This is a genomic window from Roseovarius tolerans, from assembly GCF_900109855.1.
Lineage (GTDB): Bacteria > Pseudomonadota > Alphaproteobacteria > Rhodobacterales > Rhodobacteraceae > Roseovarius > Roseovarius tolerans.
Genome location: NZ_FOBO01000034.1, coordinates 1 through 8277 on the forward strand (window position 1 = coordinate 1; position 8277 = coordinate 8277).

Consider the following 8277-nt stretch of genomic DNA (forward strand, 5'->3'; position numbering starts at 1 on the left):
GTGCCCGTCCGTCGCCGAGCCTTTGCCAGAAAAAGGCGTTCATGAGCGCAGCCAGTTCCGCCTGGATCGCCTGTTAGGTCAGCTTGCGCGCGCCATCGCGAAGGTTGTCGGTGAAAGGGGTGGATGTCGCCGCAAACGACACTGAAAACCGCGCCGCTTAATCAGGTCGCGTCACCCAAAATCCCGCATAGCTCTTGAAGAACGATACAGAGTCCCAATTGATCTTAAACCCGCAAACTGGACCGTTTGAAGGTGGAGTCTTCCGCTACGATTTCCCGACTGGGATAGGAGGGCAGAGGATGAAAAACGGGTCAGGGACGTTTGTCTGGGGGCTCCGTTCTAGAGGCACCTTGGAAGTTAGCTTCTCAACATCACCCTCTCAGATTCAACATCGTTATAAATCTGCCAGAGTGCGCGGAGTTGAGCGGCGAGGTCCATCGGATCAAAGGGCTTTGCTATGACGCCCAACGCACCATCGCGGCGAAGATCGTTTGACAAGTTTTCGTTGACCCGCGCTGTCATGAATACAACGGGTACATCATTTAGGCCGGGAACTTTGCGGAGCTCGCAGAGCGTCTCTTTGCCATCCATGTCGGGCATCATGTAATCCAGAAGCAGAAGGTCTGGACTAAAAGATGCGGCTTCTTCGGTTGCCTGTTTGCCGGAAGCACATTGCAGGAGCTCAAATAGACCAATCAACTCGAGAGCCATAGCTGCTATGGCTCGAATGTCATCATCATCATCTACGTGCAGTATTCGCTGCAACTCTCTCATCACGCCGCCCTCTTAGTGTGTCGCACTTCAGCCAAGTATAGAAATAACTCGCATGACAAAGACTAAATTTCCAATGGCTTAGCATCATCTAATAGAATCTTCTCAGGGTTGTTGAGATTGTCCAACGTGCTCTCTATTTTAAATGCGTGATCAAGCTGTTGAGGTTGAATTGTGTGCATGGGTAGTTTTACAAAAAATGTTGTGCCTTCACCGCATTTACTCACAAAGTCGATCTCCCCGTCGTGTGCATGAACTATTCTCTGAGCAATAGCCAAACCCAAGCCTGTTCCTTTGCGTTCTTTTCCATCAGGGCTGCGCAATTGAGCGAAACTTGCGAAGACCATGTGGTACGCTTCCTCAGGAATTCCGGGCCCCTTGTCCGTCACGGATATTTTCCAGAAACCATTTTCAGAATCTAGCATGACTTGAACGGTTTCCCCCGCAGGTGTGAATTTCGCTGCGTTTGATAGAAGGTTTGCCAGCACTTGTGTAAATCGTGCCGCGGACACACTTGCGATCGCGTCGGTGAGGTCTGTCTCGAACTGGAAGTTGACGCGCAACTCGTCCCCATACCCCCTGTTCATTTCGACGACTTCATCGACAAGCGCCACAAGGTCGACAGGTGCCTTGTCCATTTTCATTTTGCCCGCCCGGATTTTCTCCAGATCTAAGATGTCGTCGACTAGAAGGAGTAGCTGCTCTGTATTGCGTACGGCGATATCCAAAGCTTGCTTGGCGTTGTTGTCAAAAATGCCGAGAGTTCCCGAATGCAACAGTCGAAGCGATCCTTTGATTGAAGTCAGTGGGGTGCGCATCTCATGGCTTACGACCGACACCGCCTCCGTCTTGGCGCGCTCGATCTTCTTGCGCTCGGTAGCATCACGCAGAACGGACACAAACAGTGTCTCTCCGTTTTCCCCAACTGCAAGTCGAGTGGTTATCTCGCCAAACTTCGTGCCTCGTTCAACAACTATTACAACGACATCTTTCTCTCCAGAAAACAGGGGCGCCACATGTCCTCGAAAAAGGCTTTCATCCATATGAGGATCTGCGTCGAGTATGCTCTTCTGGTCTAATTGGTCATTTGACCAGCCGCTGGCCTTAAGCGCCGATAAGTTGGCAAAGACCATCCCTAGGGATTCCGTATCGTAGACGTAAATTTCATCGTGGAGGTAGTCGAACAGGTTTTTCAAAAACCGTGATTTGTCGGAATTTGGTGCATCCTTGTTGTCTGTGCGGACTACGATTGCTCCAACAAGGCATTGAGCGAAATCAAGAACCGGAGTGACATTGCATCGAGAGAGAAGGCCATGACCATCGGCCGTCACATCTTCGCTCTCACCCGCCCAACACGTACTCTCCGACAGGGAGGTTTGCAGAGCACGATAAGCACGATTTGATGTGCCGCCCACATAAATTATGCTGATCGGCTTCCCAACAAGTTCGGAAGCAGAATATCCGAAACGATCCGCAAAACTTTGATTGACCGAAGCTATCTTGCCTTTTGCATCAATTTCGCAAACTTGTAGATGACTTTCTGTTGCGGCTGTGAGTGCTTGAACCTCACGTTCGATTACTTCAATACGGCCTTCCTTTAATTTGAGAGCGCGGCGTTGTCTGTAGATCAACAGCAGGGTCAAGCCTAACAAGAAAGCAAGAACCACTTGGGCAATACCGGTTGGTATTGAAGTAAATTCGATTATGCCAATCCCTGACGCCAATAACCCGAAGGCTACAACACCGCCGGTGAATAACGTGACGTTTATCGCTTGGTTGAGCTTCAATGGTCGATTGAAACGAAACAGACTGATCATCTACCAACTCCGGGACCGTTTTAACATACACAGGCGTCATAGGCGATTTAGGGAACTCTATTCTCATTACTTGGCAAAAGTAGGGCGCCTGTCAGGCTTAGATGATATCAACGCCTTTTTTTGACGTTCGAATTCCCCAACCAAAACCTCTAAACACCTAGGGTACCTCATCCTAAAATGTGCTGAATCCTACAGAGTGCTATGAAAAACCTTCTCTGAAGGTATCCCTCAAGTATGTCGAGCACAATTTTAAAGAGATTTCCTCAGTTGTAGTCCAGTCAAATTATTGTTGGAAATTGTTACGGTCAATCAGGCTCCAGTTTTGGCCTGTTGCTGCTCATACTCCTATGGAGAGTGAATTTTCCGAGCGTTTAAGTGTTAGATGATATTATTAATGATACTCAAAATTGTTGCAAATGCGTCCCTTCGAAGGGGTGATCATGGGAACGAAACAGTTAAAGTGACCGAACTTCGATGGGTGCCAAAAATCAATTAAAGGTTGTTTTTGGGTCCGAGCTGGATTACCAATCATGCGTTGTGTATTCGGGTTATGAGTTGCGGTGCCTCCATGCGATTGGGGGCACCGCACGCTTCAGCTCTTAGAAGGGCGAACGACAGAGACAACCCCGTGATCTGAACTGGTTTAGGAGCGCGCTCGTACTTTAAATCTGTTCAAGATTTGGAGTTCATTTTACTGGTTGGCATATTCTCTTTGTTTTGCACGCCCGAGGTTTGAATACTGACAGTTATGATTGTAGTTGTCGCGACATACCTTGACTTCCTTGCACCTCGCTAGGTCACGTCCTGTTTCTTCTCTTCGGCTAAGGCTTTTTGAAACATTTTCTCTTCGATTTCGTCAACCCTTGGCAGATCAAGAGCAAGCGCGTCTTGGTTTAGAGAGTGCTCTTCCTGCCGATCAGAAGTTATTGAATTCGCTGACTCTGAAAGTAATCCGGTGATTTCAGAAACCTGAAGCTGCAAAGCGATCAACCCAGAGTATCGAGGCTGATTCAGTAGAAGGTTCGCTCGATCTTGCAAGTTCACGGCCGTCTCGCCGAAGTTCTTTGAAATACCGTCTTGTAAACAAATGATAAATCGACCTCGGCCGAGATAGGAAAATAGGAACTGCTCTCCATTTACCACGTCAGAGATCACACAGCTTACTGTGTGCAGATGTCGCTTCAACTCCGTTGAGTCGAGCTGCCTAAAAAGAGCGCCAAAATCTTTGATATGAGCGCGGTATAGCTTTGGCGTCTCATTTCGAGAGCGCAGTTCTGAGAGTTTTTTCTGGAACCGAGAGAACTGTGCCATGCCCTTGATTTGCGGAAACCAGACAGGTTTGAGTGCAACGTTATCATCAGAGAGATAGTTGGGTCTCGGGGGGATTTCAGAAGCTCCAATCGGCGCTTTAGCTTTTCTTGTGAGTTCAACGAGCAACATTGCAGTCTTGATGCGTCCAACAACTTCGTTGTGATCCAGCGGTTTGCGCATAAAGTCGGTCGCACCTGCGGTAAACGCACGCGACATCAGAGCGCTACCGCGCTGCGAGGTTACCATGATGATGGGTGCCAATTTGTTGTCGGCGCGCATTCGCAAAACCTGACACAGATCAATGCCGTTAGAATCCCCCAGGGCGATATCCAAAAGAAAACAGTCAAAAGGTGATGGCTCTTGGTCGAGGAGGGCTAGGGTCTCCTCGGCGCTGTGAGCTACGGTCACGTCGTGCAGGCCCAGCTCAGCGAGTTTCGTGACTACGAGCTTTGCAAAGACGACGTCGTCATCAACAAGAAGAATTCGCATTGCCGAAGCTCACCACAGGTAAATAGAGACCGTTGTTCTGCTTCTGACTGAGTAAAGCAGAATGATGTCATTTTATGGGCGTTTTACTTTTTGATTGTCTTATTGATCGAGAAGGCAAGCTCTTGAATGAAAGCCGAAAACTCTGAATTATGAGTTTGCTTTGTCAGGAGTTGGGCGAAGTTGTGAATCTATATGGCTAGAGTCATGCGGCCGACTCGGTTCACGCTTTGGTCTTACGTCAGTTTGCGCTCGTGGGATTCTTCTACCGATCTTGCAAGGCCGTCCATAATTTGAACAAAATTCCGAAATATTACCTGTAGATGCATAACGGCCTGTGAGCTGTCGTTACATTGTGGCGGGCGTAGCGACCGACAGGCGTCAAGTTTTGGTGTGAGGCTGCAGTATGCAGGAGCTAAGAGCGACATGAAGATCATAGCGGTAGACGATGACCTGGTTTCGCTGAACTTGCTAAGCGATTTTCTGAAAAAGGAGCGACACCACGACGTAACATTAAAATCTTCAGCCTCGGCCGCGTTAGAAATTCTTCAGACAGAAGACCCGCCTTTCGACTGCATACTTCTAGATATCGAGATGCCAGAGATGAATGGTATCGAGGTATGTAGAGAGATTAGACGCCTTGAGGCGTACAATAGCGCGCCGATCCTGATGATCACTAGGTATAGAGATCACGTGTCGATATCGCAGGCCTTTGCGAACGGTGCCACTGACTATATCAAGAAGCCATTTGATGCTTTCGAGGTTCTTACGCGGATCAATGTTGCGGAGCGACTCGTTCAAGAGCGGCAGGCTGCGATAGATAGTTACATCGCTGTGAGAAATATTATGGGCTGTAAACCGCCTCTTGCATCGTTCAATCATATGCAAGACAGCGATGCTCTATTCACATCGAAAGCTATGCAAATCCGGCTAGAAGGGCTCCTACCCATTTCCGTATTTCAAAACTACCTTGAACAAGTCGCTGAAACAGAAGGCTGCGACGCCCATCTGTTTGCGGTCAGGATCCGGGAGATTAACAGGATCTTTGCAAGTACGGACGCAGCAGGTTTCTTGAAATTCTTCGAAGCATTTACATGGGCGATTAAAGCCGAGTTTGGTGCCGAAGACACTTTTCTTTCACATGCGGGAAACGGCACCATTCTTTGTGCGACCAAGAGTGAAAGTAGGTTTGTAACCGAGGGGGCGCAAGCGTCCATTCATGAGAAGCTGCAAAGCTACTACTCTCAACGATGGAACTTCGACCTGACATCTGAGGATATTGTTTCGGGTCGTCCAATAAGCTTGAACAAGACGCAAAAGTTAAACTTCAAGAGGGCCGTGAAAGCTGCTCTTGCGCGCCTTGATCAATGCTCAGGAGACATGGATCCCTCATATACTTCCAAGCTTGTGGGCTAGAAAGTCTGGTTCATGATCTGACAGTCTTCTGGGGTGCCAGATTTGAATAATTCGGCTCCGGTTGTTGTCAGCCTGTCATCTGTGTGTCGGCATGTGTTCACAGCTGATAGTTTTATGCAAACATGGACTCGTCGTCGAAAATAAGGGACATAAGAACCAACAAATGGTCCGAGTGGTCGCGCATTTCAGATAGGGTTTCAGGGCGCTTCGCATCATTCGAAGCAACAAAATCGTCGATTTCCGCAGCGATATTCCCTAGGTCTGGAAATCCGAGGGTCGCTGCAGTCCCGGAGATCTTATGACAAATACGCCCTATCGTGTAGCACGTTTCTGAAGGATCGGCTACCTGATCCAACCGACCGCGAAGCATTTCCACTTCAAGATACTGTTTTTCGAGTTCGGTGAGAAAGTGAGTTCGAATCTTTTCAAGCCGAATGGCCGTGTTTTGTTGAAGCATGATTTGTCCCTGATGCCTAATTTAACCAAAGCCTAGCAGGCGCATGAGTTTGCCTGACGGAGCGCGATTTTGTGCATTTGGATTCATCGCCCGTTCCTCTGCGGATTGCAGTGCTTGAACGAGTGCGTTGGATATGCCCCGCGAAGACTTGAGCTGCAGCGAAATGCCTTCACCAACTACGGGCAGCAACGAGATTGCGCGACCGTCGCAGAAATGAAGGTCCATTTCGCGTACTGTTTGGGACAGCTGTCGTTCAAATTCTTCATGGGCGAACGTATGCGAATTGGTTAGCACGCAAACAAAATGGCCCTCTCCAGCATGGCTTGCAAAGAAACTCTCTGGTTTCAGGGTTTCAGAAATAGCTTCTGCAAAGTCACTCACCGCGGCTTCAAATTCAAAGACGCTGCTCGCGCGGAATGTACGAGCCATATCTGGCACCACAATCCCAAAGGTGATCATCCCGAAAAGCGAGACTCGTGACACTTGCATCAAGTAGTTTTCAAGCGCCAGATAGTCGATGAATCCATCGATATCTAGAAGAGCGAGCCGCTTTTCAAGGTCAGCAGAAGTAACTATCGATGCTGGCGACTTCTCCTGAGCGGTGGGATTGCGCTCGTCGAGGCTGAGGTGCTCTCCGAGTAGAGATTGAATCAGCCGCAATCTGGAGTGGATCTCCACAACGTCGAACGGCTTTGTGATATAGTCGCTGGCACCTGCCGCAAACGCTCTGTCAATGTAGCTACGGTCTGACATCGCAGTGATCATCAGAATAGGGGTGTTGCGGTAGTCTGCCATCCGGCGAAGTTGCTCAGTCAATTCGATCCCATCGATCCGGGGCATTTGGATATCAAGGAGAAAGCAATCGAACGGGGTATCGGCTTGATGTATTTTCTCTAGTGCTTCGGTTGCAGATTGGCATACCGAGAGATTGGAAAAGCCAGCCGCTCGGAGTACTTCGGCTAGAAGCTCCAAGATGAGTGGATCGTCATCTACTGCGAGAATTTTCATCTTATCCCCCTTCAAAAGGAAGTGGTTCGGATGCGATGCATGGCCGAGATATCTTATAAAATGCTATGTGAACTTGGCAAAACTAAGGCGGTAATGACGCGCGCCCTGCGCAACCTTAGGCTTTTAGAGATTTTGCTGAAAGAACGCGCCAGTTTAAAGACTGTGTACCGCTCCGGGTTTTCCGGAGGCTCCAAATCGAGGAAGGATTGGAGCCATGGAAAAGGACAACAGAGCAAACCGCTATTCACCTGAGACACGCGAGAGACCAGTGCCGATGGTGCTCGACAATCAGGGTAACTACGAGAGTCAGCCTGCAGCGATCAAGGCGATTGCGCCGAAGATCGGCTGTGGCCGTGACACGTTGCGGCGTTGGGTTCAGCAGGAGGAAGCCGACACGGGCAATCACATGATTTTTGAAGAACGGGTGCCGCTGAAGGGGCTCGACCTCCGGCCCCGTCATAGCGAATCAATGCGCCTTGTTCACAGGCGGTTGAGAAGAGCTTTTGTTCGGTCAAGGTCGATGCGGCCTCCCGCAACCAAATTTACTAAATAAAAACAAAGAGAAAAAGTCTCAATGGGTGATGCACTCGTTGGGGTCGCGCCGTAAGGTGCGACGCTGGTGCTGAAGCGGGAACGGATCAGACGCCGCACATACCGCGCACGCGACGCTGCAAGGCAGGACATGCTCGAATACATTGAGATGTTCTACAACCCGAAACGCAAGCACACGAACAACGACATGCTGGCGCGCGTTGACTTCGAAATCAGACAGCAGAAACTGAAGGAAGCACGTGTCTAGGAAACTCGGGCACCTCAGACTACTCTCTTGGGAGTGGAGACCAAGTACTGAATGTCGGTACTGACAGATAACACCTGACTTTCATCTAGCGCGTCGCGACGCGTAGATAGGCACAAACTGATGGGTATGATGTCTGCAGGGGCTTTGGGGGCCGAGTTCAATAAATAGCCGTTACCGGCTTGTCGCCGTCTTTCACGCAGCCTCGATACATT

At 49.4% G+C, this 8277-nt stretch carries 7 protein-coding genes and 1 pseudogene; 3 read left to right on the forward strand and 5 right to left on the reverse strand.

What is annotated here, in order from left to right:
* Positions 1-357 precede the first annotated feature (357 nt).
* The 3 genes from BMX04_RS18570 to BMX04_RS18580 form a co-directional block, all read right to left on the reverse strand.
* A complete protein-coding gene (locus BMX04_RS18570) occupies positions 358-774 on the reverse strand; it encodes a response regulator (RefSeq protein ID WP_074787314.1) in 417 nt (138 codons plus the stop codon).
* 62 nt (positions 775-836) lie between these two features.
* Positions 837-2588 carry a PAS domain-containing sensor histidine kinase gene (locus tag BMX04_RS18575; RefSeq protein WP_074788332.1) on the reverse strand — a complete coding sequence of 584 codons (1752 nt, stop codon included), beginning with the start codon at positions 2586-2588 and terminating at the stop codon, positions 837-839.
* A 792-nt stretch (positions 2589-3380) separates the two neighbouring features.
* Positions 3381-4388, reverse strand: a complete 1008-nt coding sequence (locus tag BMX04_RS18580) for a response regulator (RefSeq protein ID WP_074788333.1) — start codon at positions 4386-4388, stop codon at positions 3381-3383.
* 423 nt (positions 4389-4811) lie between these two features.
* On the opposite strand from BMX04_RS18580, the gene BMX04_RS18585 reads away from it, so the two are divergent.
* Positions 4812-5801: a response regulator gene (locus BMX04_RS18585; protein WP_074788334.1), complete on the forward strand. Its 990-nt coding sequence runs from the start codon at positions 4812-4814 to the stop codon at positions 5799-5801.
* 112 nt (positions 5802-5913) lie between these two features.
* Here BMX04_RS18585 and BMX04_RS18590 read toward each other — a convergent pair whose 3' ends face one another.
* The gene (locus tag BMX04_RS18590) at positions 5914-6258 is read right to left on the reverse strand and encodes an Hpt domain-containing protein (RefSeq protein ID WP_074788335.1); all 345 of its coding nucleotides are present in this window, start codon (positions 6256-6258) and stop codon (positions 5914-5916) included.
* Between the two features lie 21 nt (positions 6259-6279).
* Complete coding sequence (locus tag BMX04_RS18595) at positions 6280-7266, reverse strand: response regulator (protein WP_074788336.1); 987 nt, start codon at positions 7264-7266, stop codon at positions 6280-6282.
* 214 nt (positions 7267-7480) lie between these two features.
* Here BMX04_RS18595 and BMX04_RS19880 point away from each other — a divergent pair, with 214 nt between their 5' ends.
* Positions 7481-7819: a hypothetical protein gene (locus tag BMX04_RS19880; RefSeq protein WP_074788337.1), complete on the forward strand. Its 339-nt coding sequence runs from the start codon at positions 7481-7483 to the stop codon at positions 7817-7819.
* A gap of 66 nt (positions 7820-7885) precedes the next feature.
* Positions 7886-8065, forward strand: a pseudogene (locus tag BMX04_RS19245) (IS3 family transposase); the annotation flags it as partial.
* Positions 8066-8277: the final 212 nt, after the last annotated feature.

Bases quoted from the DNA above. Each gene is read 5' to 3' on its own strand.
- BMX04_RS18595 (WP_074788336.1), bottom strand. From the start codon at position 7,266: ATGAAAATTCTCGCAGTAGATGACGATCCACTCATCTTGGAGCTTCTA.
- BMX04_RS18570 (WP_074787314.1), bottom strand. From the start codon at position 774: ATGAGAGAGTTGCAGCGAATACTGCACGTAGATGATGATGATGACATT.
- BMX04_RS18575 (WP_074788332.1), bottom strand. From the start codon at position 2,588: ATGATCAGTCTGTTTCGTTTCAATCGACCATTGAAGCTCAACCAAGCG.
- BMX04_RS18585 (WP_074788334.1), top strand. From the start codon at position 4,812: ATGAAGATCATAGCGGTAGACGATGACCTGGTTTCGCTGAACTTGCTA.
- BMX04_RS19880 (WP_074788337.1), top strand. From the start codon at position 7,481: ATGGAAAAGGACAACAGAGCAAACCGCTATTCACCTGAGACACGCGAG.
- BMX04_RS18590 (WP_074788335.1), bottom strand. From the start codon at position 6,258: ATGCTTCAACAAAACACGGCCATTCGGCTTGAAAAGATTCGAACTCAC.
- BMX04_RS18580 (WP_074788333.1), bottom strand. From the start codon at position 4,388: ATGCGAATTCTTCTTGTTGATGACGACGTCGTCTTTGCAAAGCTCGTA.